The following is a 24546-nucleotide window of genomic DNA, read 5'->3' as shown; positions in this document are numbered from 1 at the left end:
CAAAAATACAATTTTAAAGTCATAGAGTAATTTTTATTTTAAAATTCATACCCGACATCCACCAAAAACAATCCTTGAGCTGGAGCGGAAGTTCCGGCAGAATTTCGGTTTTTGTCTTCTATCACGTTTCTTAGATCTTCCGGTTTTAGTTTTCCTGAGCCGATTTCCACCATTGTTCCTACAATTGCTCTCACCATATTTCTTAGAAATCGGTTCGCTGAAATGGTAAATTTTAGTTCAGTTCCGTTTTGTTCCCATTCTGCTTTGTAAATTTTGCAGAGATTGGTTTTGTTGTCGGTTTTCAGTTTTGCAAAACTGGTGAAATCTTCATATTCAAAAAGGATTTTACAGGCTTCATTCATTTTGTCAATATCCAAAGATCTTTTCCAATGTTGCCAAGCAGAATCCAGCGTAAAAGGATTTTTTTCAAGAGAAATATAATATTCATACGTCCTGAAAGTTGCATCAAAACGGGCATGAAAATCATTATTCACTTTAAAAATTCTTTTAATAGAAATATCCGGTGGAAGAAAGCTATTCAGTTTTTGTGGCAATTTTTCGTCTAAAATTTGTTCCGTCTCAAAATGGGCAAACATTTTTTTTGCATGAACTCCGGTGTCGGTTCTTCCTGCTCCTGTAGTTTTTATTTCTTCCCTCAGAATTGTGGATAGTGCTTTTTCCAACTCTTCCTGCACAGAGTTTTCATTGGGTTGTATCTGGTATCCGAAATAATTTTTACCGTTATAAGAAAATTCTATAAAATATCTCAATTTACTAAATTTGCAGGACAAAAATACGGATTTTGATTTACGATTAATGTATAAATGAATTGATGGTATTTTTGAAAAATAATTTTAAATTTTGAAAAATATTTTACTTCTTTCCGACTCACATTCTTATATCGACAGCAGAATTATTGATTATGCAAAAGAAGCCGATGAAATATGGCATTGCGGAGATTTCGGAAATATGAATGTAATCGAAGAACTGGAAAAAATAAGACCTTTAAAGGGAGTTTACGGAAATATTGACGACACTAAAATCCGTTCCGAATTTCCTGAAATTAATCGTTTTATGTGTGAAGATGTAGAGGTTTTGATGATTCATATCGGTGGTTATCCCGGAAAATATACACCTTTGGCAAAAAAAGAAATTTTGGTAAAATCTCCGCAACTTTTTATTTCCGGGCATTCTCATATTTTGAAGGCGATGTATGACGAAAATTTTAAACTTCTACACTTGAATCCGGGAGCTTGTGGAAAATCCGGTTGGCACAAAGTACGAACAATGATGAGATTCAAAATTGATGGAAAAGAAATTAAAGATTTGGAAATTATAGAACTTGGTACAAGAAACACTTAAAAATCTAAAATCTGGACAAATGAAAATCGGAGACAAAATTTCTGTGATTGACGAAAATCTGAATGGAATCATTACTTCTATTTACGGAAATATGGTGTCTTTTGAAGATGAATTCGGTTTTATCTATCAATATCCGAAAGAAAATGTTGTATTGAGAAATACAGATATTTACAAAAACATAAAAATTGAGAAAAAGTTTGAACAAACAAAACCGAAATCTCAAAAACATAACAAAAACCATCTTGTTCTTGATCTTCATTTTGAAAAATTAGTGAGCAATCCAATTGATTATGAGAGTTTTGAGCGGCTTTTTATTCAGAAAGAAAAATTGTTGGAAACGTTGGATTTTTGTCGTAAAAACAATATCAAAAAATTGGAAATTATTCACGGGATTGGAGACGGTGTTTTGCAAAATATGGTTTTTGATATCTTGAAAAGCCAACTTCATGTAGAATTTGAAGATGATGAATTTTTTTATCATTCTTCAGGTTCTGTTATGGTAAACTTTCAATAGACAATTTTCAAACATCCCGACAATTTTACTAAATTTGCGGGAACTCATTATGAAAAAACTCAATTTACTTTTCACAAAAGACGGATTGCAATATCAGATTTCCAAAAGCAGAAATGTGAGAGAAGAAAAGGCATGGTTTGTATCCGAAGAAACTCTGGAAAATTTTCTTAATGAAAAACTGGATGAGCTTTTGCAAAAAGATTTTTCTGAAATTTCCGTAATTTCTGCACTCAATCATTTTACGTTAATGCCGGAAGGTTTTTCTCAGCATGATTTGGGATATGAGCTGATCGGCTACAATGCACCGGTAGAAAAAGATAAGGAAGAACTGATGCTTTCGGTGAATAAAAAATTCGGAGTACAGTTTTATTATGCTTTTCCCAAAGAAAATTATCAGAAAATTAAGACTCTAAACAAGCCTGTTCATTTCAATTTTTCGGGAGAAAAATTCCTGAATTCTTTGAATCCGAAAAATAAAAAAGAAATCCATATTAATCTATATCATCATCAGTGCGAATTTTTTGCATTCGACAATAAAAAAGTGATCTTATATAATAATCTGGATGTGAATTCAGAAGTTGATTTTCTTTATTTCATCATGTTTACGTTGAGCAAAATTGAATTCGGAATTGATGAAACTCATTTTTATGTGTACGGCGAAACCACCGAAAATGAAACGTTCATATCTGAATTAAGAAAGTTTGTAAAGTATTTGAAAATTTCTTTTGACAATATCCCGAACAGAAATTTTATTTTTGCTTGATGATGGATGTTGGAAGCTGGAGGTTAATGTTTACTCCAAAATTTATTAAATGAGTTTTAAATTTGAAAAATTAATTATTTGGCAAGAATCTATGAATTTTGGAGAAAAAGTTTTTCAAATTTCATTAAATTTTCCTAAAGATGAAACCTTTAATCTTACTTCGCAAATCAGAAGAGCCGTAGATTCTATTGCATTAAATATTTCTGAAGGTTGTATTCTTCAGAGTAATATAGAATTTAAAAGATTTCTAAATTATTCTATTCGTTCACTTGCAGAAGTTGTGACTTGTCTCTATAAAGCAAAAAATAGAAAATATATTGATGAAAACTTATTCTCCGAACTTTATCAAGAAGCATATAAATTGATGAACCAAATAATAGCATTCAGAAATAAATTGAATTAATCATCCATCATCTAACATCTAACACCCAACACTTTTATGTACCGAATCATCTCCGGAAAATGGAAAGCTAAAAAAATTGCAGCTCCGAAAAATTTTGATGTAAGACCGACTACCGATTTTGCAAAAGAAGCCTTGTTCAGCATTTTGGAAAATCGATATGATTTGGAATTTTGCTCTGTTTTGGATCTCTTTGCAGGAATTGGCTCTATTTCTTTGGAGTTTGCATCGAGAGATTGTCAGGATATTACTTCTGTGGAAATGAATCCGAAACATACCGGTTTTATCAATTCCATAGCTTCTGAATTGGATATGGCTTTGCAAATCAATGTTCAGAGAGCTGATGTTTATGACTGGCTAAAGAAAAACCGTAACAAAAAGCAATATCACATTATTTTTGCAGATGCACCTTTTGAAACGGAAGAAAAAAAATACCACGAAATGATTTCTTTGGTTCTGAATAATAATTTTTTAAAGGAAAATGGAGTTTTTATTTTGGAACATCAAAGCAGATTAAAACTAGAACATCCCCAGCTTGCAGATACCAGAAAATATGGAAATGTGAGCTTTAGCTTTTTTAAACCTTTGGAAAAAGAAAATTAAATGATTAGGATGTCTTTGTTAAAGCATCTAAATTTTTAGAAATATCCGAAACCAGTTTTTTCATGTTTATTTTCAGACTTTCAGGTTCTAAAATCTTGATATAATCTGCAAAAGTAATCAGCCAACGTGGAAATCCATCTTTGATCCATTCTGTTTCAAAAGTGAGCAAAATTCCATTTTCAGTGGGTTCTTCAGAAACTAAACCATAATATTTTTTAGAATTGGAAATGTAAGGTATTATTTTTTTTTCGACGAGGATTTTTGCTGTTGTTTTCGGATTTTTAGATTTTTGTCTGTAATCTCCCACATTTCCATATTCCTGATGAAAAGGATTTTCAGTTTTTAAAATTTTCAGAATCCGATCCACACGAAACTGCCGAAAATCTTTTCTCATTGTACAAAAAGCCAATATGTACCAATAATTGAATTCAAAAAAAATTCCGACTGCTTCAATAGTTCGTTCCGTTATGTCTCCGTTTATATTTTGATATTCGAGTTTCAATTGTTTTTTTTCAGCGATACTTTCCAAAATTATCGGAACACTGTTTTTTACCACATCTTCGGATTTTGGACGATAGCCATAAATACTGATTTGATTTTCAATATTTTGTATCATGCTTTTGTCCGAAAATTTCAAAACTGAACGTACTTTTTCCATTGCGGAATAATAATGATTTCCCAAACTTTCATGAGAAAATTTTTGCATCAGTTTTTCAGCAGTGATGAAACTTAAAACTTCTTCTTTGGTAAACATAATAGGCGGAAGTTTGTAACCTTCCATCAATGAATAACCATTTCCGGCTTCTCCGATGATGGGAATTCCGGCATTTTCCAAAGTTTTAATATCACGATAAATGGTTCTTATGCTGACCTCAAATTTTTCAGCCAAATCTTGTGCACGAACCAAAGGCTTGCTTTGCAAATGGGTGAGAATTGCAGTAACACGATCAATTTTTTTGAAATATTGGTTTTGCATTTTTAATTTTCCTGATATGAATTTACCAATTTAACGAAAAAAAATTGCCAGTAAATTTCGAGAATGGCCAGTTTTTACCATATTCAAAAATACTAAAATGGTGACAGATTTTTAAAATCTTTGGAAAACTAATTTAAAAAACGATCTATGCTTCGTAAATATAAGAAGTAAGATAATGAAGCTCAGTTTTTGAAAGAGATTTTGATTCGCTTTCCGCTTGTTCCTTGCTGTAATTGGAATTTATTTCTTTTTTCTGGAAAAGGAAAGAATTATTCGCATTTTTATCAACTATCTCATTGAATATATGTTCAATTTCAGAATTTGCCAAAGAAGCAAAACTGATATCTTCAAAGCCATACATTAGACGAAGATTGTCTGCATCCGAAAAATTTTCATCCACAAATTCCTGAAATTTAGCTTTCGAATCGAAATTTCCTGCCCAAATATTATAGACTAACGATTTTCTTTTCGGTTTGTTGAGAATATCCTGATACACAAAATTTTCTCCAAGATAGGCTTCCCGAACCTGTGGATCGTTTGCCAGATCATGCGGAAGGCCTTCTTTCAAAATTCTTCCTTCAAACATGATATATGTTTTATGAGTAATAGCGAGAGTTTGCTGAACATTGTGGTCGGTAATCAAGATTCCGATATTTTTATCGACCAAACTTCTTACAATTTTTTGGATGTCTTCCACAGCAATTGGATCTACTCCTGCAAAAGGCTCATCAAGAAGAATAAAATTCGGGCTAGTTGCCAAACAACGGGCAATTTCGGTTCTACGTCTTTCTCCTCCGGAAAGTAAATCTCCACGATTTTTACGAACGTGTTGCAAAGAAAATTCCTCAATCAGTTCATCGCATTTTATTTGCTGTTCACGTTTTGAAAGTTTGGTAAGCTGAAGAACTCCCATAATATTTTCTTCTACGGAAAGTTTTCGGAAAACCGATGCTTCTTGTGCAAGATATCCGATTCCTTTCTGCGCTCTTCTGTACATGGCATCGCTTGTAATTTCCTTATCATCCAGAAATATTTTTCCGGAAGTGGGTTTTACCAATCCTACAATCATATAAAAGGAAGTCGTTTTTCCGGCTCCGTTTGGTCCCAGTAAACCTACAATTTCTCCCTGTTCTACCTGTACAGAAACTCCTTTTACAACTTTTTTCGGACCGTATTCTTTAATTAAATTTTCTCCGCGCAGAATCATGACGGCAAAGATAAATATTTTTTACATGCAGTAATGGGCAGAATGTATGCCAATATCAATTTTTTCTTTTAAAAACACAAAACTGAAAATTCTGAATAGTTCCAAATGGAGTAGTGTGATCTTCTGTGAAGCATTTAATTTTTTCAAAATTTTCTTCAAATATTTTGCTCATGGTGTTTTCGTCATACTGTATGATGTCCAATCCACTGCATTTCAATGGTCCGTTTTTAGAAAAAGTTCCGAGAATTATATTTTGAGTTACAGCTTTTTTTGTGATTTCCAGATATTTTGAAATTTGTTCTTCAATGGTTAAAAAATGAAAAGCTGCTCTGTCGTGCCAGATATCATATTGATTTTCTGGGATGAATTCTGTAATGTCAGTTTCGATCCATTTTACTTGGCTGGCTTTTTCTCCTAAACGATTTTTTGCCTTTTCCAATGCTTTGGAAGAAATATCCAAAACAGTGATATCAGTATATCCGTCTTTGAGCAAAAAATCGACAAGTGTACTGTCTCCGCCACCTATGTCAATGATTTTTATATTTTTATCAGTACTCAAATTTCTAATTAAGTCTAAAGAAGTTTTCGAGAATTTCTGTGTCCAACTCACTTCTTGGGGAGATTTGTTTTTATATACGGTTTCCCAATGCTCTTTTTGAAAAGAAGTTTTCATAGTTAAATTTTTCTTAAAAGTTTTTTAAAATACGTTTTGGAACAAATTTTGGAAATATTTTACAAAAATAATTTAAAACTCTTGCATAGTATTTTAATATTAAATAATTTTGCTATGTTGAAGTGTATAATATACATATCATTAGTATGAAAAGAAATTTATTGTTGATTTTTTTAGTAAGCCTTTTTTCTGGTTTTTCTTCTCTGAAGGCACAAGCATCAAGAGATGTGGCAAATATTACACAAAAATCAGACGATGGTGTCTTGGTAGCGTATCCTAATCCTGCCAAAGACTATATAATTATAAAGTCGAAAGATTCGTCTTTAAAAATTAAGTCAGTTGCTTTCTACTCTATTTTAGGAATGCAGGTAGCAGAAGTAAGTGTTAATATGAATTCTGGGGAAATAAGACTTGATAAACTAAGACCCGGAAAGTATCTGATGCGGTATACTTTAAGTGACAATACTCAGAAAGTCACACAAATTATAAAACAATAAAATACCCTGAATTTTCAGGGGTTTTTTTTTGAAACCGATTTGAAGAAAATAAAAATCCATGAGAGATAAGATAATTGTAATAGGTGGAGGTTTTGCAGGATTACGTTTTGCCAGAAAACTCAATGGAAAATCAGGGCAAAAAGTAATTGTGATTGATAAGGTGAATCACCACATGTTCCAGCCGCTTTTCTATCAGGTAGCTTGTGGAAGGATAGAACCGTCTAATATTTCATTTCCTTTTAGGAAAATTTTTCAGAAATCCAGAAATATTCAGTTTCGTCTTTTGGAAGTAGAATCCATTGTTCCGGAAGAAAATAAGATCATTACCAACGACGGAGTATTCACCTACGATAAACTAGTGATTGCAACAGGTTGCAAAACCAATTTTTTTGGTAACGAAAAAATGGAGAGCCTTACGTTTGGAATGAAAAATACACAAGAAGCTATCAGTATTCGGAATCACGTTTTGCTTACTTTCGAAAAATTGATTAATGAGAAAAAAAGAAGTGATAATGGAAACTGGAATATTGTAATTGTTGGAAGTGGTCCCACTGGTGTTGAATTGGCAGGTGCTTTTGCAGAAATGAAAAAGGAAATTCTTCCCAAAGATTACCCTCACATGAATTTTAATCAGCTCAAAATTATTTTGGTAAGCGGAACCGAAAAACCTTTGAATGTAATGAGTCCTGAAGCTCAGAATAAAGCCGAGCTATATCTCAAACAGCTTGGAGTAGAATTTATGAGTGATAAAATGGTAGTAGATTATGATGGAGATCGTGTTTTTCTAAAAAGCGGAGAAAGTATTCCGAGCAATAATGTAATCTGGGCAGCTGGAGTCACAGGAAATGTCATTAAAGGAATAGCTGCTGAAAAGATCATTAAAAACCGATATATTGTAGATCGTTTTAACCGAATAAAAGGATATGAAAACATCTATGCAATTGGAGATATTGCATTTATGGAAACTCCAAAATATCCTACTGGTCATCCTCAGTTAGCAAATGTAGCCATCAATCAAGGAAAAAATTTGGCTAATAATTTTCTCAAAAAATCAGGAGAAAAATGGAAAGAATATGAATATGATGATAAAGGAAGTATGGCGACAATAGGGAAACACAGAGCGGTAGTAGATTTGCCGAATTTTCGTTTTCAGGGATTATTGGCGTGGTATTTTTGGATGTTTCTTCATTTGATGCTTATTCTTTCGGTACGAAATAAATTGGCTATATTTTTTAATTGGATGTGGAGTTATTTCAATGGAGATTCTTCATTAAGACTGATTATATTGCCCAACAAAAAAAATAAAACGGAACAATGAGAATTGATATTATAAGTGTTTTACCGGAACTTATGGAAAGCCCGTTCCGAACTTCAATTTTGAAACGAGCTATAGAAAAAGGTTTGGTAGAAGTTCATTTTCATCAATTGCGAAATTGGGCAAATAATAAGCATCGTCGTATCGATGATGAAGCTTATGGAGGAAATGCGGGAATGGTAATGATGGTAGAACCTTTGGATTTATGCATTTCTGAACTAAAATCGCAAAGAGAATATGATGAAATTATTTATCTTACTCCGGATGGTGAAACATTAAATCAGAAAATGGCCAATACATTTTCCGTAAAAAATAACCTTCTTTTTCTTTGTGGTCATTATAAAGGAATCGATCAGCGAGTTCGTGATTTGCATATTACAAAAGAAATTTCAATAGGCGATTATGTGCTCACTGGTGGAGAATTGGCAGCTTGTGTTTTGGCAGATTCTATTATTCGTCTTATTCCGGGAGTTCTGAATGATGAAACAAGTGCACTTACAGATAGTTTTCAGGACAATCTTCTTTCACCTCCAATCTATACAAGACCGGAAAATTATAAAGGCCTAAAAGTGCCTGAAATACTGTTGAGTGGCAACTTTGCGAAAATTGAAGAATGGCAATATCAACAAGCTTTAGAAATTACACGAAAAAAAAGACCAGATATTTTGTGATTATATTAAAATAATCATTTATTTTTGAAAAATCGAAATCAAGATTAATGGAAAAAATAAATTCGAAAGAAATGATAATGTTTTACAATGTGGAAAATTTGTTTTTGCCAGATCCAAAACCAGTGCATAAATTGGATCCTACAAGATCGGGACTTCGAAACTGGAATGAAAAAAGATATTATAATAAAATATTTAAAATAGCTCGTGTTGTAGAATTGGTAAAAGAACAGTATTCTCAAATTCCTTTTTTGATTGGGCTGTCAGAAGTTCAGGGAAAACAAGTGCTCAAAGACTTATTGAAGCATCAGATTTTTGAAGGCTATGATTATGTCCATTATGAATCTATGGATGAAAGAGGTGTAGATGTGGCTTTGTTGTATGATACTACTAAAATCCAGATACAATCTTCAGAGCCAATTTCATTTTTATTTGAGATTGTGAATGACGATCCTGAAGATTATGATACAACTCGAGACGTACTTTATTGTAAATTTTTGTATAATAACTTATCTTTTCATATTTTTGTTTTGCATCTTCCTTCAAAAAGAGAAAAAGATATTAATCTTCCTAAAAGGGAATATATCACGGAAGAGATTGGTAACAGGGTTTACGAACTGATTAAAGAAAAAAATGAAGCAGTTATCGTTTTAGGCGATTTTAATTCTAATCCTGACGAAAAAACTTTAGAAAATTTAACATTTAATAAGACTTTTAATACAACTTTAACTAATCCTTACTTAGAACTATACAAGAAGAATATTTTTTCGACGTTTCATTATAAGAATGGTCTACTTTTTGACCAAATTTTACTATCAGAGCATTTTTTTAATCATAGTTCACCAATTATATTTAAAAATGCAATGGTCTTCAAGCATGAAAAAATAAGCAACTGGGACAAAAAATATAGTGGAAGACCATTTAGAACTTATGCAGGAACCCGATATCTGGGAGGATATAGTGATCATTTTCCTGTAATAACAGAGTTTAGAACGACAGAAAAGATCTAGAACTACAGAAATATAACATTTGAAAATTTAGCAGAAAAAAGAAGAAAAATTATGAAAACAGAAACCAACTTAGGGTATTATTTAGACGAAATAGATAAAGATATTATCTATATGTTAATGGATAATGCCAAGACATCGTTAGCGTTGATCTCTAAAAATGTGGGTATCTCCACAACAGCTGTGCACCAAAGAATTAAAAAACTGGAACAAGCAGGAATTATTGAAAATTCAGTTTCCTTCCTTAATCCAAGAAAAATAGGATATAAAGTAGTATCCTATATTGGTGTTTTTTTAGAGCAACCGGGACATTATCAAGATGCTGTGAAAGCCTTGAAAGAAGTAAATGAGGTTGTAGAAGCACATTACACTACAGGAAATTACACTATTTTCCTGAAAGTTCTTTGCAAAGACAACGATCATTTGATGAAGATACTTAACAAAATTCAGAAATTAAAAGGTGTAACCAGAACAGAAACTTTTATATCTCTGGAGCAAAGTATCAGCAGACAATTAAAAGTGTGATTTATATACTATAAATCTATAAAAGAGGCTGTCTCAAAAATAGACACGCCTCTTTTTTCGTTGTCATATTCCCAAATAATTAATGAATTTCACTTGTTTATTTTAGAAATTACTAAAAATGAGATCTGTTTTTTAAATTTTCATTAATGCAGAAATTCAAATTTTGTCTTTTAAGACAGTGTCTTTTATTTTGAAGTTTATGCTGTTTTTCTTTTTCAATTCGCTACATTTATGTACTTTTACTTTTCCCAAATTTTAAACTATTTATAAATTATAAATCAAATATTTATGACTAAGGTCTTGGAAAAAAATCCTTCAAAAAATTCGGCTGATCATGCAATAGAAAGAAATGAAGGAATTCCTTACAATGAGAAATATTTTGATGATATCAGCATCAATCGTAGTGCAATAGAACGCCGTGTCAATACACTCACAGGAAGAAGATCCGTAAAAAAAGAATTTCAAGCAGCTTGGTTGCTCAAAGCTATTTCTATGATCGATCTTACCACTTTAGCAGGTGATGATACTCGTGGAAATGTGCTTCGTCTTTGCGAAAAAGCAAAAAATCCTGTTCGTCACGATATTTTGGAAAAATTAGGAATGGCAGATTCCGGATTAACCACCGGAGCTGTTTGCGTATATCATAATCTGATTCCTTATGCAAAAGAAGCTCTGGAAGGAACAAAAATTCCTATTGCTGCAGTTTCTACGGGATTTCCGGCAGGGAAAAATTCTTTGGAGGAAAAACTTGCTGAAATCAAAAAATCTGTAGAAGCGGGAGCTACCGAAATAGATATTGTAATCAGTCGTGATCTTGTTCTGGAAAGCAAATGGAAAGAACTTTACAATGAAGTAAAATTATGCCGACAAGCGTGTGGTGATGCACACATGAAAACTATTTTGGCAACCGGTGAAATTCCGACTTATACCAAAGTGGCTAAAGCAAGTTGGGTAGCAATGATGGCAGGTTCAGATTTTATCAAAACTTCTACAGGAAAAGAATCGGTGAACGCGACTTTAGCGGTGAGTTTAGTGATGATTCGCTGCATCAGAGATTATTATGAATTAACAGGTGTAAAAGTAGGCTACAAACCAGCTGGCGGAATTCAGAAAGCAAAACAAGCATTAGATTATCTTATTCTGATGAAAGAAGAATTAGGAAATGATTGGCTCACTCCGGAATTGTTCCGTTTTGGTGCGAGTTCGCTTTTGGGAGATATTGAAAGACAGCTTGAACATTACGTTACCGGAAGTTATTCTGCGGGATTCCGTCATCCGATGGCTTAATTCGGATAATGGTTGATGGATTTTATGAAAACGGATAGCTATCAACCAACAACTATCAACTAACAACTGAAAAAATGGAAATAAAAGAAATATTCGATACAATGGTTTACGGTCCCGCTCCTGAAGCTGCAAAGCCGGCTTATGATTATCTGGAATCTCATAAAAGATCTTTTGATTTATTCATCAATGGAGAATGGACAAAACCGAATTCCAAAAAATATATGGATTCTCACAATCCTGCAAATAAGGAGTTTTTAGCAAAATTTGCAGAAGCTGATGCTAAAGATGTGGATAATGCTGTAAAAGCCGCAAAAGAAGCTCTTCCAAAATGGGTGGAAATTGGCGGCTTTGAAAGAGCAAAATATCTGTATGCAATTGCAAGACAAATTCAGAAACATTCCCGATTGTTTGCAGTTTTGGAAACTCTGGACAACGGAAAACCAATCCGTGAAACCAGAGATATTGATATTCCAATTGTTGCAAGACATTTTTATCATCATGCAGGTTGGGCAAAATTAATGGAAACCGAACTGAAAGAGTACAAAGAAGTGGGAGTAATCGGGCAAATCATTCCTTGGAATTTTCCATTGATGATGTTGGCTTGGAAAGTAGCTCCTGCTCTTGCAATGGGAAATACCATTGTTCTTAAACCTGCGGAATATACTTCATTAACGGCACTTCTCTTTGCAGAAATTTGTGAAAAAGTAGGTCTTCCGAAAGGAGTTATCAATATTATCACCGGAAAAGGAACTATTGCAGGTACAGCTTTGGTGAATCATAAAGACGTAAATAAAGTAGCTTTTACAGGTTCTACGGAAGTTGGAAAAATTATAAGAAGGGAAATAGCCGGAAGTGGAAAGAAAATTTCCCTTGAATTAGGCGGAAAATCACCTTTTATCGTTTTTGAAGATGCAGATATAGATTCTGCAATCGAAGGAATTGTGGACGCAATTTGGTTCAATCAGGGACAGGTTTGTTGTGCAGGCTCCAGACTTTTGGTACAGGAAAGCATTGCTGAAAAATTTTATAAAAAATTAAAAGCAAGAATGTCCAAATTGAGAGTTGGAGATCCTTTGGATAAAGCAGTTGATATGGGTGCAATTGTGGACAAAGTTCAGGTGAAAACCATTGATGAATTGGTAAAAATTGGAATAAAAGAAGGCTGTGAAATATATCAGCCAAATTCAGTTCCGAAAAACGGATATTATTATCCACCGACTTTATTTACCGATGTTTCTACATCTTCTACTATTGCTCAGGAAGAAATTTTTGGGCCGGTTTTAGTAGCAATGACGTTCCGTTCGCACAATGAAGCAGTTGCTTTGGCAAACAATACAAGATACGGATTAGCAGCAAGTATTTGGACGGAAAATATCAATTTAGCTCTTGATATTGCTCCTAAAATTAAAGCAGGAAGTGTTTGGATCAATTGTACCAATCAGTTTGATGCATCTTCTGGTTTTGGTGGTTACAGAGAATCAGGTTTTGGAAGGGAAGGCGGAAAAGAAGGTTTATATGAATATACAAAACCAAAAATCGAAGAAGAATTTTCTGCAAAACCAATCGTTCCAAAAGCTGTAAAATCTAAAACCGAGAAAAAATCTAAAAATATTCTTGAAGATATTGACCGTACTGCAAAAATGTATATCGGTGGAAAACAAGCTCGACCAGATGGAGGATATAGTTTGGATGTGAAAAATGCTTTCGGAGAATATATCGGCGAAGTTTCCGAAGGAAACAGAAAAGACATCAGAAATGCAGTGGAAGCGGCTCACGCAGAAAAATCTTGGGCTGGAATGACGGGTCATGCAAGAGCTCAGGTTTTGTATTATGTTGCTGAAAATCTGGCAATTCGCGCAGAAGAATTTGCGGAAAGAATTGTGGAAATGACCAATCAATCTCCGGAATCTGCTCAGGAAGAAGTGGAAAAATCCATTGAAAGAATCTATACTTATGCAGCTTTTGCGGATAAATATGATGGACAGGCGCATTCTACAGTTCAGAGAATGGTAACTTTGGCCATGCCTGAAGCTGTCGGTGTGATGGGAATTGTTTGTCCTGATGAAAATCCTTTACTTGGATTTATTTCAACGGTAATTCCTGCAATTGCAATGGGAAATAATGTTGTGGTGGTTCCATCAGAAAAGCATCCTTTTTCTGCGACAGATTTTTACCAAATTTTGGAAACCTCAGATGTTCCGGGTGGAACGGTAAATATTGTAACCGGACACAAAGACGAATTAGCAAAAGAAATGACAAAACATTATAATGTTGATGGAATTTGGTATTTCGGAACAAATGAAGGTTGCAAAGATATTGAGTTTTTAGCGTGTGATAGTATGAAACGTACTTGGCTGAATTTCGGAAAATATAGAAATTGGCTGGATAATGCTCAAGGTGAAGGTGAAGAATTTCTTCGTCACGCAACAGAAATTAAAAATATCTGGATTCCTTACGGAGCTTAGATTTTTGAAAATAAATAAAGCAAACTCTCGAAATTTAATTTTCGGGAGTTGTTATTTTTGCATTATGGTGATGTACAGAAAAATGGTTGGTTTATTTTAGGAAAAAGTTATAAATGATGACACTTAGATTTATAAAATTTTCATATTCTTTTTCATTACTTCCTGAATTTCATCGTTTCTTGTAAGCATTAGTTTTTCAAAACCCAAAAGTGAAATTTTTGCACAGACTTCCGCATCATCTCCGGCTCTGTGGTGGTTGAATGAAATCTGATGATGTTCTGCCAAAGATTTAAGTCCGTATCTGGGTAAATGCTTCCATGATTTTTTGGCAATCTGAATGCTGCAAAGATATTTTAATTTAGGTTTAAAAAGTCCATAATAATCAAGACAACCTCGTAAAACTGCTGCATCAAAGGAAGCATTATGTGCAATCATCAAATTTCCATACATCAGTTCTTCAGCTTCATACCAGATTTCATCAAAAGTTGGTGAATCTGCTACTTCTTCAGGATGAATACCATGAACAGCAATATTATGTTTGTTAAAATAAGGAAAACTAGGAGGTTTGATGAGCCATGTTTTAGTTTGTACAATTTCGCCGTTTTCTACAACACAGATTCCCATTTCGCAAGCGGAATGCCTTTCGTAAGTTGCGGTTTCAAAATCTATGGCGCAAAAATCAATCATAGTTTCAGGTTAAAATCGTATTCAAAATTTTTGAAATTTCCATTGCATTTGTAACAGTCATAAAATGGCCTGCATCTTTAATTTTGTGGCTAAATTTCACATTTTTAATCGGAATTATTTTATCTCTATCTCCGTGAATGTGATAGTAATTTTCAGGAAGGGAATTGTTTTTCCAATTTACAATTTTGCTTATTGCCCATTTCAGAAACTGTGGATCAGTGTCATTTAAAATAGATTTAAATAAAATTTTATCTTCCATTTCTGTAATTCCGAACAAATAATAAGAAATAAAATTAGCTTTTTTCAAAAGATATGAAGGCAAAATTTTGTAAATTTTTAGCTTTCCGATAATTCTATAAGTCAATGGTAATTCATATTTTGTTTTTGCAGAAGCGATAAGGATGAGTGTATTTATTTTTCTGATTTTTGAAATTTCCGTTGCAACCATTCCACCAAATGAAAGCCCGATTAATATTGGATTTTCATCATTTATTTTTTCAGAAATTCTATTTGCATACTTTTCTAAACTCTCATTTTTATTCGGAGCAATCCAAGGAATGTGTTGAATTTCAAAATTTCCGAAATCAATACTGTCAAAAACTCTGTGATCAACTCCTAATCCACTCAGAATAAAGATTTTCCTCATTATTTTGTTAAACAAAATGCTTGAAAATCAACCATTTTGTTTGGAAATAATTTTTGATTTGTTTTTTTTGTCGAAGTTTTAAAGTTCCCGGAAGTTGTGCATAAAATCCAAAATGCGCTCGTACAATTGCCCAAAGATGGGGAAAACCATTTTTTATTCCAAAATAAATTCCGGCAATTCCGTCAAGAGAAAGCCGAAAAAATATAATCCAGATCAATTGTGGAAAAGGAAGGTTTTTCAGCATCATAGAAAGATTATTACGAAAATTAAGATAGGTTTTTTGAGGATTTTGTTTCTGCAAAGTTCCACCTCCTACATGATAAACAGTGGACTTGTAGGTATAAAAAATTTTCTTTCCGGAATTTTTCAATCTCCAGCAAAGATCTATTTCTTCCTGATGAGCAAAAAATCGTTCATCAAAGCCATTTTGCTCCCAGAAATCTTTAGAACGAATAAAAAATGCGCAACCGGAAGCCCAGAAAATTTCGCATTCATCGTCATATTGTCCGTTGTCATTTTCCAGATCATCAAAAATTCTTCCTCTGCAATATGGATATCCTAAATTATCCATCAAACCACCAGCTGCTCCTGCAAATTCAAATTTTTCTTTTTCTGAGTAGGATAATATTTTGGGTTGGATGGCAGAAATATTTTCGTCTTTGTAGTATAGTTGTAATATAGGTTCAATCCAATTTTCTGTAACTTCTACGTCGGAATTCAAAAGGCAGTAGAATTCGGCATTTACTTTTTTCAGACCTTCATTATAGCCACCGGCAAATCCTAAATTTTTTTCATTGATAATAATTTTTACCGTAGGAAAATTTTGTTTCAAAAACTGAACAGAATGATCTGTAGATGCATTGTCTATCACATAGATATCAGCATTTTGCGAATGCTTCAAAACACTGGGAAGAAATTTTTCCAACCATGATGTTCCATTCCAGTTTAATATGATAATAGCGAGTGTATTCAAAATGAAGATTTAAAATTTCTATTTTTCCAGTATTTTTTTATTCTCCGTCATAGAGTTTTACTGAATCTTTGTATTTCCATTTTCGGTGAGACCAGAGATAATTATCAGGATTTTTATGGATAGTATTTTCCAAAAGTTTATGAAATTTTTTCACAACTTCATATTCTGTAAATTTTTCATTATCAGGATAAATCCGATAATAATTTACCTGATAATAGCCACGTTTCACTTTCTTCATTTCACAATATACAAAGGCAAGATCCAATCTTGTGGCAAGTTTATCATACCCAATAAAGGCGGGAGTTTTTTGGTTTAAAAACTTTAATCCGTAAGTAATATCTGAAAAATGCGGAGTTTGATCTGCAACAAACATATACACAGAGTTTCCATCGTTTGGATTTTTAAAAATATGGCGGATTACCTCGCGAGCTTCCAGTGCGTGATTTCCATAACTGTTCCGAATATTTTTAATTTTTTCTTCCCAAAAGCTGTTGTTTACTTTTCTGTAAACCGGATAGCATTTTTCTTGTGGAATAATCGTAGCTAAAGCATTGAACCACTCCCAGTTAAATACATGACCAGCCAATAGAATTACATTTTTTCCTTCTTTTTTGGCATCGTGAAAAATATCTTGATTGATATGCTGAACGCGTACTTTCAATTCATGGGAAGAAATGGTAAATGAACGAATGGTTTCTACCAGATAATCAGAAAAATTCCAATAAAATTGTTTTTGAATTTTCTCGATTTCGTTCTCCGATTTTTGAGGAAAAGAAAGACTAAGATTTTCTTTTACAATCTTTTTCCTGTATCCAATAATGTAGTAGCTTACCACAAAAATGATGTCTGAGAAAAAGTATTGTATTCTCAGTGGAAGTTTTGAAATAAGCAGTACAAGTCGGAAAAGTATATTCATAGAATTTGCAAATTTAAAGATAATAATATAACATCCGCTTTATTTTTTGCAGAAGAAAAATTGTTTAACTTTGAAAAGTAATCTAAATTAAAATGGAAAAATATTGTATCAAAAATATAAGCTTTGCTTTTTTGTTTGTGGGTTTCTTTGGATTTGGACAGAATATGGATCGTAAAGATTTGTCCGAAAAAAAAGACAAATCACTGATTGTAAAAACGGATGAAAAAGCAATAGCTGAAGCCAAGAAAAAAGCTGCTGTTGATGAAAAAGCAAAATTTTCAAAACCCTATCATCCTGAAGAAAATGCTGAAGAAAAAATTGCAGAACTCATAAAATTGGCTCAGAAAGAAAACAAAAATATCATAATTCAGGCAGGTGGAAACTGGTGTGTTTGGTGTTTGAGATTTAATAATTTTGTTCAGCAAACTCCGGAGCTTAAGGAATTGGTAGAAAAAAATTATTTGTATTACCATCTTAATTACTCTCCCGAAAATAAAAATGAAAAGATATTTTCAGAATATGGAAATCCAGGAGATCAATATGGCTATCCAGTTTTTATAATTTTGGATAAAAATGGAAAACAGATTCATACTCAGGATTCTGGAGTTTTAGAAGAAGGAAATGGATATAGTTTGGAAAAAGTAAAAGATTTCTTCAATACTTGGATATCAAAATATAGTCAATAAATTTAAGCTCTGTTTTACGGAGCTTTTTTATTTGTTTTTTTGGATTTTCAACTGTCATCATATTTCCGTAAATTTGTGCATCTAAAAAGTAAAAGTAAAAATGAATTCCTATAAAAACCCTCTTGAAGAACGCTATTCAAGTGAGGAAATGCTCTATAATTTTTCACCAAATAATAAGTTCAAAACTTGGCGAAAACTTTGGATTGCACTGGCTGAAATTGAAAAAGATTTAGGTCTTGACATTTCCGATGAGCAGATTACAGAGCTAAAAGAACAAGCCGAAAACATCGACTTTGAAAAAGCTGCGGAATATGAAAAAAAATTTCGTCATGATGTAATGGCTCATGTTCATACATATGGAGATGTTGCACCTTCAGCAAAAGGAATTATACATTTAGGAGCTACTTCTGCTTTTGTTGGAGACAATACGGATTTGATCCAGATTCGTGACGGACTTTTGATTATCCGAAAACAATTGGTGAATGTCATTCAAAAATTATCCGATTTTGCCCTGAAATTCAAAGATTTACCAACATTAGGTTTTACTCATTTTCAGCCGGCTCAATTGACAACGGTTGGAAAAAGAGCTACTCTTTGGTTACAATCCTTGATTCTGGATTTTGAAGAATTGGAATTTTTTCTGGAAACTTTAAGATTTCGTGGTGTAAAAGGAACAACTGGAACTGCCGCAAGTTTTCTCGAACTTTTCAACGGAGATTATTCCAAAGTAAAACATTTGGATAAGGAACTTTCCAAGAGATTTGGTTTTGATAAAGTTTTCGGAGTTTCCGGGCAAACGTATGACCGTAAAATAGATGCAAAAGTGGTGGCTTTGCTTTCCAATATTGCACAATCTGCGCATAAATTTACCAATGATATTCGTCTTTTACAAAATTTAAAAGAAATAGAAGAACCTTTTGAAAAACATCAGATCGGTTCTTCAGCAATGGCTTATAAAAGAAATCCGATGCGTTCTGAAAGAATCGGAGCCTTAGCAAAATTTGTAATGTCCTTATCCACAAGTTCTGCAATGGTCGCTTCTACACAATGGTTTGAAAGAACTTTGGACGATTCTGCTAATAAAAGATTGACCATTCCACAAGCATTTTTAGCAATTGATGCTATTTTATTGATTTGGAATAACATTATGGACGGACTTGTTGTGTACGAAAACAGGATCAATAAACATATTATGGAAGAGCTACCTTTCATGGCAACGGAATATATTATTATGGAGGAAGTGAAAGCAGGAGGTGATCGTCAGGAAATCCATGAAACCATAAGACAACATTCTATGGAAGCGTCCAAAAAAGTGAAAATGGAAGGCAAGGAAAATGATTTGATCGAAAGAATAATGAATGACAGCTCCCTGAAAATGGACAAGTCCAGAATTATGGAGGTTCTTGATCCTAAAAATTTTATTGGATTTGCACCGATTCAGACAGAAGAGTTTATCAAAAATGAAGTGAAGCCAATTATAGATAAATATGCCGGCTTGATAGGCTTGGAAGCAGATTTAAAAGTATAGCATGTTGCAGCCTTGTCGGCTGCAATTTTTTTATTAATAGGAACGGGCTTTAGCCCGTTCACAAAAAAGAAAAACAAATGGGCTTTAGCCAAAATTTATAAAATCATACAAATCTAATGTCTAATAGTAAAAGAATTTTCGTAGAAAAAAAAGAAATTTTCGATGTAGAAAGTCCGAAAATTTTTAATGAAATTAAAGACATCATTCCTCATGTTCAGAATGTAAAAGTGTATAATATTTATGATGTTTTTGGTCTTGATGAGGAAGGTTTTGAAAAAGTAATAAGCAATACTTTTGTTGATCCTGTCACAGATATTCTTCACCTCGAAAATCCTGCAAAATCTTTACATTTCGCTACGGAATTTTTACCGGGACAATACGATCAGAGAGCCGATTCTGCACAGCAATGCATTGCTCTTTTGACTGGAATTGAAGATTCAATGGTACGAAGCGGAAAACTAATCGAAGTTTCCGGAGTTTCAGAAGCTGATGTATCAAAAATCAAAAATCATTTAATTAATAAAGTAGAATCTCAGGAAAAAAATCTCGGGATTTTAGAAATTCCTGACAATGAAATTCCTAATGAAGTAGTTGTTTATGAGCAATTTAACGATTTTACAACTCAACAGCTCAAGGAATTTTACAATCAGCATGGTTTTGCTTTCGGATTCGACGATCTGGAATTCATTCAGAATTATTTTAAATCAGAAAATAGAAATCCTACCGAAACTGAGCTGAAAGTTTTGGATACCTATTGGAGCGATCATTGCCGTCACACCACTTTTGAGACAGAACTTAGCGACATTATATTCGAAGGAAATTTTAGACATACGTTAGAAACTATTTTTAACGATTACATAGAAAAAAGAAAATTTTTAGGTCGTGAATTAAAGCCTATTTCTTTAATGGATTTGGCTACAGTTTGCGCTCGTTATTTTCATAAAACCGGAAATCTGGAAAATTTGGTTGTTTCTGATGAAATCAATGCCTGTACAATTGAAATTGAAGCAGAATTTGACGGAAAAAAAGAACCTTGGTATTTGCTTTTCAAAAATGAAACACATAATCATCCTACAGAAATTGAACCTTTTGGTGGTGCTTCTACGTGTTTAGGTGGTGCAATCAGAGATCCGTTGTCAGGAAGAGCTTTTGTATATCAGGCGATGAGATTGACAGGAGCTGCCAATATTTTAGAGCCTGTTTCTGAAACTTTGCCCGGAAAACTTCCTCAAAAAATTATTTCCAAACAAGCGGCGAATGGTTATTCTTCTTATGGAAATCAAATTGGTTTGGCCACTACTTTGGTGAATGAAATTTACCATGAAGGTTATAAAGCAAAAAGAATGGAAGTCGGTTTTGTGGTGGGAGCAGTTCCGAAAGATTGGGTAAAACGTGAAAAACCAAAATCGGGAGATATTGTAATTCTTTTGGGTGGTGCAACCGGAAGAGACGGAGTTGGTGGTGCAACCGGAAGTTCCAAAGAACAGGACGAAAACAGTATTCATACCATGTCTACGGAAGTTCAGAAAGGAAATGCGGTGGAAGAAAGAAAAATTCAGCGATTATTCAGAAATCCGGAAGTCACAAAACTGATAAAAAAATCCAATGATTTTGGAGCTGGTGGTGTTTCTGTTGCAATTGGGGAAATTGCTGATTCACTGGAAATTAACTTAGATATTCTTCCTGTAAAATATGAAGGTTTGAACGGAACAGAATTAGCCATTTCCGAATCTCAGGAAAGAATGGCGGTTGTAATTGATAAAAACCATAAAGAAATATTCATTAAATATTGTGAAAAAGAAAATATAAAAGCGGTAGAAGTAGCGAAAGTTACGGATTCGGGGAGAATGCAGATGTTTTGGAAGGGAACTAAAATTGTGGATCTCAGCCGAGAATTTCTAGATACGAACGGTTGCCCGAAATCGCAGCGAGTAGAAGTTTCGCACTTGCAAAATATTGAAAATCAAAGTATAAACTTCAATAAAGAAAATTTTGATAATCTTCTTTCCAGTAAAAATTCAGCTTTACAAAAAGGCTTATCGGAAATGTTCGACGCTTCAGTTGGTGGAACTACCGTAGCAATGCCTTTTGGCGGAAAATACCAGCTTACAGAAACGGAAGGAAGTGTCCAAACTTTGCCCGTTCTGAATGCAAAAAATATAGAAACCGTTTCATTGGCAAGTTGGGGATTTGATGCGGATATTTCTTCTCAAAATTCAATGATTGGTGCAGCAAATGCAGTGGTAGAAAGTGTTGCAAAAATTGTTGCAATGGGCGGAAATTACAAAAAAATCAGATTGAGTTTTCAGGAATATTTTGAAAAGTTAGGAAACAGCCCTGAAAAATGGGGAAAACCTCTTGCTTCACTTTTGGGAGCTTATGATGCACAGATAAATCTTGGTTTAGCTGCAATTGGCGGAAAAGATTCCATGAGCGGGACATATCAGAATCTCAATGTGCCACCAACTTTGATTTCCTTTGCTTGTGCAAACGGAAAAAAAGAGGATGTCATTTCTCCGGAATTTAAAAAAGCGGGAAATTACATTTATCATTTTTACCATCAATCAAAGGAAAACGGGCTTCCGGATTATGAAAAATTAAAAGAAATTTTTGAATTTATCCATTCTAAAATTCAGGACAAAAAGATTGTTTCGGTAAAGACTATTAAAGATGGAGGTGTTGCTGTTGCCGTTGCAAAAATGAGTTTCGGAAATCATTTAGGAGCTGAAATTCATTTGGATGAAAATAAAATTCTGGAGAAGAATATTGGAGGATTAATTCTTGAAAGTACAGAAAAATTAGAAAATGATTTACTTCAATTAATAGGTGAAGTATCAAATTTAAAAATTATCAAAATCAGTGATTTAGAATTTAATATTTCAAATTTACTCGAAATAAATACAAAAACATTTGAAACTGTTTTTCCAACAAAAGAACTGGAAAAGAAAGTAGTAGAATTTGATGAAAAACTGAATTCTATCCATCCAAGAAATATTAGCATTAAGAAACATTTGATTGCGAAACCTAAAATTTTTGCCCCAATTTTTCCGGGAACCAATTGCGAATACGAAACGCAAAATGCTTTCCGAAAAGAAGGTGCAGAAGTGTCAAGTCTGCCACTTCTCAATTTGAATCATCAGCTTCTTGATGAAAGTCTGAATGTATGGATTTCAGAAATTGGAAAATCTCAAATTCTTGTTTTTTCAGGAGGATTTTCTGCCGGTGATGAACCTGATGGTTCTGCAAAATTCATTGTGAATGTTCTGAAAAATGAAAAAATGAAGGAAGCGGTTCACCGGTTTTTGGAAAGAGACGGAATGATTCTTGGGATTTGTAACGGATTTCAGGCTTTGGTGAAATCGGGGCTGCTTCCTTACGGAGAAATCAGAAATTTGGATGAAAATTCGCCGACTTTGGCTCATAATGCAATCGGAAGACATATTTCTCAAATGGTAAATGTAAAAGTGACCAACGATGATTCGCCTTGGCTGAAAGGAATGAAAGGAAATATCTATACAATTCCGATTTCTCACGGTGAAGGTAGATTTATGGCTTCGGAAGAAGTTTTGAAAAATTTATATGAAAAAGGACAAATCGCCACTCAATATGTTGATTTTGACGGAAATATTGCTCATGGAATGCCTTTCAATCCCAATAATTCACTTTTCGGAATTGAAGGAATCACAAGTCCGAACGGAAAAATATATGGAAGAATGGGACATCCGGAACGTTTTTCGGAAGGCTTGATGAAAAATATCCCAACTGCCAATTATCATAATATTTTCAAAAACGGAGTGGAGTATTTTAAATAGAAATATGAAGTTTTTAAATACGATTGATAATTTTTAAAATAGTATAATTCTTACATTTATAGTAAAAAAATGAATATCTTAAAAATTTTGATTTTCCTTTTTGGTTCAGCTTTTTTGTTTGGTCAGAATCCAGAAAACGTTGAATTGTTTGATGCGCAAATCAATCAATTTCTGAATGTTCGGGATTTTACCCTTTCAAAAGATGGAAAGGAAGCGTATTATTCTATCCAGAGTCCATCTCAGCAAATTTCCCAGATTGTGTTTACCAGAAAGCAAAATGGAAAATGGACAAAACCTGAAATTTTATCTTTTTGTGATGATTTTCAATATCTTGAACCGTTTCTTTCATCTGACGGGAAAAAACTTTTTTTCGTTTCGGATCGTCCAAATTCGTTTAAAGCAAAGAATTTTGATATTTGGTTTGTAGAGCGAGAACTAAATGGAAAATGGAGTGAGCCTAAAAATATCGGAAGTCCTATAAATACAGAATTGAATGAATTCTATCCTACACTTGCCGATAACGGAAATTTATATTTTACTCTGGAATCTCCGAGCGGTTTAGGAAAAGATGATATTTATTTTAGTAATTATAAATCAGGGAATTATGATAAGCCACAACTTCTTGGAGAGGGTATTAATAGTTCAGGATATGAATTCAATGCGTTTGTTTCTCCAAAAGAAGACTTTTTAATTTTTACCAAATACAATGAGAAAGATGGTTTCGGAAGTGGAGATTTATATATTTCCCGAAAAGATAAATCGGGAAACTGGAATAAAGCTGAAAATCTTGGAAATTCGGTTAATTCAAAATATATGGAATACTGCCCGTTTTATGATGCCAGAACAGGTATTTTATATTTTACAAGTAAAAGAGAAAGTTTGGTTGCTAGAAAATTTAAAAACACGGATGATTTTCAGGAATATATAATGAAAAATGAGAATGGATTAAGTAAAATTTATAAGATCAAAATCAAATTAAATTAATAACAAATTATAGTATAATTGAAGTATAATAAATTGCTAATACAAAAATAAA

General features: G+C 33.2%; 23 protein-coding genes and 1 pseudogene. 16 read left to right on the top strand and 8 right to left on the bottom strand.

Features of this window, described 5'->3' with window-relative positions:
• Positions 1-38: 38 nt before the first annotated feature.
• Positions 39-770, bottom strand: a complete 732-nt coding sequence (gene truA / locus AC2A1C_RS01480) for a tRNA pseudouridine(38-40) synthase TruA (RefSeq protein ID WP_484022772.1) — start codon at positions 768-770, stop codon at positions 39-41.
• Between the two features lie 91 nt (positions 771-861).
• Between truA and AC2A1C_RS01475 the strand changes: the two genes are divergently transcribed.
• Genes AC2A1C_RS01475 through AC2A1C_RS01455 form a run of 5 tightly spaced genes read left to right on the top strand, consistent with a single transcriptional unit; the run spans position 862 to position 3642 of the window.
• Positions 862-1362, top strand: a complete 501-nt coding sequence (locus AC2A1C_RS01475) for a metallophosphoesterase family protein (RefSeq protein ID WP_484022770.1) — start codon at positions 862-864, stop codon at positions 1360-1362.
• A gap of 19 nt (positions 1363-1381) precedes the next feature.
• Positions 1382-1876: a Smr/MutS family protein gene (locus tag AC2A1C_RS01470; RefSeq protein WP_484022768.1), complete on the top strand. Its 495-nt coding sequence runs from the start codon at positions 1382-1384 to the stop codon at positions 1874-1876.
• Between the two features lie 49 nt (positions 1877-1925).
• A complete protein-coding gene (locus AC2A1C_RS01465; protein WP_484022766.1) occupies positions 1926-2639 on the top strand; it encodes a DUF3822 family protein in 714 nt (237 codons plus the stop codon).
• A gap of 49 nt (positions 2640-2688) precedes the next feature.
• Positions 2689-3042 (top strand): four helix bundle protein, encoded by a 354-nt coding sequence (locus AC2A1C_RS01460; protein WP_484022764.1) that lies wholly within the window; start codon positions 2689-2691, stop codon positions 3040-3042.
• Between the two features lie 36 nt (positions 3043-3078).
• The gene (locus AC2A1C_RS01455; protein WP_484022762.1) at positions 3079-3642 is read left to right on the top strand and encodes an RsmD family RNA methyltransferase; all 564 of its coding nucleotides are present in this window, start codon (positions 3079-3081) and stop codon (positions 3640-3642) included.
• Positions 3643-3646: 4 nt separating this feature from the next.
• Here the strand turns inward: AC2A1C_RS01455 and AC2A1C_RS01450 are convergent, their stop codons facing one another.
• The 3 genes and pseudogenes from AC2A1C_RS01450 to AC2A1C_RS01440 all read right to left on the bottom strand — a co-directional run bounded on the left by AC2A1C_RS01450 (position 3647) and on the right by AC2A1C_RS01440 (position 6498).
• A complete protein-coding gene (locus AC2A1C_RS01450; protein WP_484022760.1) occupies positions 3647-4618 on the bottom strand; it encodes a helix-turn-helix transcriptional regulator in 972 nt (323 codons plus the stop codon).
• Positions 4619-5099: 481 nt separating this feature from the next.
• Positions 5100-5825, bottom strand: a pseudogene (gene lptB, locus AC2A1C_RS01445) (LPS export ABC transporter ATP-binding protein); the annotation flags it as partial.
• 55 nt (positions 5826-5880) lie between these two features.
• The gene (locus tag AC2A1C_RS01440) at positions 5881-6498 is read right to left on the bottom strand and encodes a class I SAM-dependent methyltransferase (protein WP_484022759.1); all 618 of its coding nucleotides are present in this window, start codon (positions 6496-6498) and stop codon (positions 5881-5883) included.
• 146 nt (positions 6499-6644) lie between these two features.
• Here AC2A1C_RS01440 and AC2A1C_RS01435 point away from each other — a divergent pair, with 146 nt between their 5' ends.
• The 7 genes from AC2A1C_RS01435 (at position 6645) to AC2A1C_RS01405 (ending at position 14262) form a co-directional block, all read left to right on the top strand.
• Entirely contained in the window at positions 6645-6995 is a 351-nt protein-coding gene (locus AC2A1C_RS01435) for a T9SS type A sorting domain-containing protein (protein WP_484022757.1), read from the top strand.
• A gap of 58 nt (positions 6996-7053) precedes the next feature.
• Complete coding sequence (locus AC2A1C_RS01430) at positions 7054-8313, top strand: NAD(P)/FAD-dependent oxidoreductase (protein ID WP_484022755.1); 1260 nt, start codon at positions 7054-7056, stop codon at positions 8311-8313.
• Positions 8310-8981 carry a tRNA (guanosine(37)-N1)-methyltransferase TrmD gene (trmD, locus tag AC2A1C_RS01425; protein ID WP_484022753.1) on the top strand — a complete coding sequence of 224 codons (672 nt, stop codon included), beginning with the start codon at positions 8310-8312 and terminating at the stop codon, positions 8979-8981. Before AC2A1C_RS01430 ends, trmD begins: the two co-directional genes overlap by 4 nt.
• A gap of 47 nt (positions 8982-9028) precedes the next feature.
• Positions 9029-9988 carry an endonuclease/exonuclease/phosphatase family protein gene (locus AC2A1C_RS01420; protein ID WP_484022751.1) on the top strand — a complete coding sequence of 320 codons (960 nt, stop codon included), beginning with the start codon at positions 9029-9031 and terminating at the stop codon, positions 9986-9988.
• A gap of 51 nt (positions 9989-10039) precedes the next feature.
• Positions 10040-10510: an Lrp/AsnC ligand binding domain-containing protein gene (locus AC2A1C_RS01415; RefSeq protein WP_484022750.1), complete on the top strand. Its 471-nt coding sequence runs from the start codon at positions 10040-10042 to the stop codon at positions 10508-10510.
• Positions 10511-10798: 288 nt separating this feature from the next.
• Positions 10799-11797 carry a deoxyribose-phosphate aldolase gene (gene deoC, locus AC2A1C_RS01410; protein ID WP_484022748.1) on the top strand — a complete coding sequence of 333 codons (999 nt, stop codon included), beginning with the start codon at positions 10799-10801 and terminating at the stop codon, positions 11795-11797.
• A gap of 74 nt (positions 11798-11871) precedes the next feature.
• Positions 11872-14262 (top strand): aldehyde dehydrogenase family protein, encoded by a 2391-nt coding sequence (locus AC2A1C_RS01405; RefSeq protein ID WP_484022746.1) that lies wholly within the window; start codon positions 11872-11874, stop codon positions 14260-14262.
• A 129-nt stretch (positions 14263-14391) separates the two neighbouring features.
• Here AC2A1C_RS01405 and AC2A1C_RS01400 read toward each other — a convergent pair whose 3' ends face one another.
• Genes AC2A1C_RS01400 through AC2A1C_RS01385 form a run of 4 tightly spaced genes read right to left on the bottom strand, consistent with a single transcriptional unit; the run spans position 14392 to position 17484 of the window.
• Positions 14392-14949 carry a 3'-5' exonuclease gene (locus tag AC2A1C_RS01400; RefSeq protein WP_484022744.1) on the bottom strand — a complete coding sequence of 186 codons (558 nt, stop codon included), beginning with the start codon at positions 14947-14949 and terminating at the stop codon, positions 14392-14394.
• 4 nt (positions 14950-14953) lie between these two features.
• On the bottom strand, positions 14954-15595 hold the full coding sequence (locus AC2A1C_RS01395) for an alpha/beta hydrolase (protein WP_484022742.1): 642 nt from the start codon (positions 15593-15595) through the stop codon (positions 14954-14956).
• A 7-nt stretch (positions 15596-15602) separates the two neighbouring features.
• On the bottom strand, positions 15603-16568 hold the full coding sequence (locus AC2A1C_RS01390; protein ID WP_484022741.1) for a glycosyltransferase family 2 protein: 966 nt from the start codon (positions 16566-16568) through the stop codon (positions 15603-15605).
• Positions 16569-16605: 37 nt separating this feature from the next.
• On the bottom strand, positions 16606-17484 hold the full coding sequence (locus tag AC2A1C_RS01385; protein ID WP_484022740.1) for a lysophospholipid acyltransferase family protein: 879 nt from the start codon (positions 17482-17484) through the stop codon (positions 16606-16608).
• Positions 17485-17576: 92 nt separating this feature from the next.
• Here AC2A1C_RS01385 and AC2A1C_RS01380 point away from each other — a divergent pair, with 92 nt between their 5' ends.
• The 4 genes from AC2A1C_RS01380 (at position 17577) to AC2A1C_RS01365 (ending at position 24494) form a co-directional block, all read left to right on the top strand.
• Positions 17577-18170 carry a thioredoxin family protein gene (locus tag AC2A1C_RS01380; protein ID WP_484022738.1) on the top strand — a complete coding sequence of 198 codons (594 nt, stop codon included), beginning with the start codon at positions 17577-17579 and terminating at the stop codon, positions 18168-18170.
• 100 nt (positions 18171-18270) lie between these two features.
• Entirely contained in the window at positions 18271-19698 is a 1428-nt protein-coding gene (purB, locus tag AC2A1C_RS01375) for an adenylosuccinate lyase (RefSeq protein ID WP_484022736.1), read from the top strand.
• Positions 19699-19814: 116 nt separating this feature from the next.
• Positions 19815-23510 (top strand): phosphoribosylformylglycinamidine synthase, encoded by a 3696-nt coding sequence (locus tag AC2A1C_RS01370; protein ID WP_484022734.1) that lies wholly within the window; start codon positions 19815-19817, stop codon positions 23508-23510.
• A gap of 69 nt (positions 23511-23579) precedes the next feature.
• Positions 23580-24494 carry a TolB family protein gene (locus AC2A1C_RS01365; RefSeq protein WP_484022732.1) on the top strand — a complete coding sequence of 305 codons (915 nt, stop codon included), beginning with the start codon at positions 23580-23582 and terminating at the stop codon, positions 24492-24494.
• Positions 24495-24546: the final 52 nt, after the last annotated feature.

The organism is Chryseobacterium sp. HNCC26DJ241, assembly GCF_057180505.1.
This window is presented reverse-complemented; position numbering and strand designations above follow the sequence as displayed.

Bases quoted from the DNA above. Each gene is read 5' to 3' on its own strand.
- AC2A1C_RS01470 (WP_484022768.1), top strand. From the start codon at position 1,382: ATGAAAATCGGAGACAAAATTTCTGTGATTGACGAAAATCTGAATGGA.
- AC2A1C_RS01465 (WP_484022766.1), top strand. From the start codon at position 1,926: ATGAAAAAACTCAATTTACTTTTCACAAAAGACGGATTGCAATATCAG.
- AC2A1C_RS01460 (WP_484022764.1), top strand. From the start codon at position 2,689: ATGAGTTTTAAATTTGAAAAATTAATTATTTGGCAAGAATCTATGAAT.
- AC2A1C_RS01455 (WP_484022762.1), top strand. From the start codon at position 3,079: ATGTACCGAATCATCTCCGGAAAATGGAAAGCTAAAAAAATTGCAGCT.
- AC2A1C_RS01450 (WP_484022760.1), bottom strand. From the start codon at position 4,618: ATGCAAAACCAATATTTCAAAAAAATTGATCGTGTTACTGCAATTCTC.
- AC2A1C_RS01440 (WP_484022759.1), bottom strand. From the start codon at position 6,498: ATGAAAACTTCTTTTCAAAAAGAGCATTGGGAAACCGTATATAAAAAC.
- AC2A1C_RS01435 (WP_484022757.1), top strand. From the start codon at position 6,645: ATGAAAAGAAATTTATTGTTGATTTTTTTAGTAAGCCTTTTTTCTGGT.
- AC2A1C_RS01430 (WP_484022755.1), top strand. From the start codon at position 7,054: ATGAGAGATAAGATAATTGTAATAGGTGGAGGTTTTGCAGGATTACGT.
- trmD (WP_484022753.1), top strand. From the start codon at position 8,310: ATGAGAATTGATATTATAAGTGTTTTACCGGAACTTATGGAAAGCCCG.
- AC2A1C_RS01420 (WP_484022751.1), top strand. From the start codon at position 9,029: ATGGAAAAAATAAATTCGAAAGAAATGATAATGTTTTACAATGTGGAA.
- AC2A1C_RS01415 (WP_484022750.1), top strand. From the start codon at position 10,040: ATGAAAACAGAAACCAACTTAGGGTATTATTTAGACGAAATAGATAAA.
- deoC (WP_484022748.1), top strand. From the start codon at position 10,799: ATGACTAAGGTCTTGGAAAAAAATCCTTCAAAAAATTCGGCTGATCAT.
- AC2A1C_RS01405 (WP_484022746.1), top strand. From the start codon at position 11,872: ATGGAAATAAAAGAAATATTCGATACAATGGTTTACGGTCCCGCTCCT.
- AC2A1C_RS01400 (WP_484022744.1), bottom strand. From the start codon at position 14,949: ATGATTGATTTTTGCGCCATAGATTTTGAAACCGCAACTTACGAAAGG.
- AC2A1C_RS01395 (WP_484022742.1), bottom strand. From the start codon at position 15,595: ATGAGGAAAATCTTTATTCTGAGTGGATTAGGAGTTGATCACAGAGTT.
- AC2A1C_RS01385 (WP_484022740.1), bottom strand. From the start codon at position 17,484: ATGAATATACTTTTCCGACTTGTACTGCTTATTTCAAAACTTCCACTG.
- AC2A1C_RS01380 (WP_484022738.1), top strand. From the start codon at position 17,577: ATGGAAAAATATTGTATCAAAAATATAAGCTTTGCTTTTTTGTTTGTG.
- purB (WP_484022736.1), top strand. From the start codon at position 18,271: ATGAATTCCTATAAAAACCCTCTTGAAGAACGCTATTCAAGTGAGGAA.
- AC2A1C_RS01370 (WP_484022734.1), top strand. From the start codon at position 19,815: ATGTCTAATAGTAAAAGAATTTTCGTAGAAAAAAAAGAAATTTTCGAT.
- AC2A1C_RS01365 (WP_484022732.1), top strand. From the start codon at position 23,580: ATGAATATCTTAAAAATTTTGATTTTCCTTTTTGGTTCAGCTTTTTTG.